Origin of the sequence: Neotamlana nanhaiensis (assembly GCF_000943555.1) — a bacterium.
Lineage (GTDB): Bacteria > Bacteroidota > Bacteroidia > Flavobacteriales > Flavobacteriaceae > Neotamlana > Neotamlana nanhaiensis.
Map to the genome: position 1 here is coordinate 1 of NZ_JTDV01000032.1, position 703 is coordinate 703.

Consider the following 703-nt stretch of genomic DNA (forward strand, 5'->3'; position numbering starts at 1 on the left):
CCGACCTAAGCATCAGCAAAGCGGTAAGCGCCGCGACACCAAACGTAGGCGATGTCGTGACGTTCACCATTACATTGAGCAATGCCGGCACAGTAGATGCTACAGGCGTAGCGGTACAGGATGTAGTACCGGTAGGCTACAGCAATATCGCTAACATCAGTGGCACAGGCACAGAGACGGTAACCAACCAAGTCGATTGGACAGGGTTAACAGTGCCCGTAGGTACGGACACGGTAACGTTGACCTTTGATGCCACGGTAGATGCGCCAACGGGAGCAGCGAACGAGTACATCAACGGTGTAGAGATCACGGCATCGGACCAGTTCGATCCGGATAGCGACCCAACAAGCGGATCGGATACGGACGACAACGGCGATGGGATCCCGGACGATGACGAGGCCGAAGTAGGCGTAACGATCCAACAGGCAGATCTGAGTATCGCTAAAACAATAAGTAATACGAGCCCTAACGTAGGCGAGACGGTAACCTTCACGTTAACCGTTACCAATGCAGGCCCAGATATAGCCACGGGCGTAGCGATAGAAGATACCTTACCAACGGGTTATACACTAACCGCAGTAAATGATGGTGGCGTGCAAACAGTGAACACCGCCACATGGACAGGCTTAACAGTAGCGGCCAACAATGGTACAACGGTAGTCACTTATGAGGCAACAGTCAATGCGCCAACGGGAGCAGCAGG

Annotated in this window: 1 protein-coding gene; it reads left to right on the forward strand. The window is 53.3% G+C overall.

Features of this window, described 5'->3' with window-relative positions; genetic code table 11:
- Positions 1–703 (forward strand): DUF11 domain-containing protein (locus tag PK35_RS16965; RefSeq protein ID WP_044627776.1); only part of this gene is annotated, 703 nt, incomplete at both ends.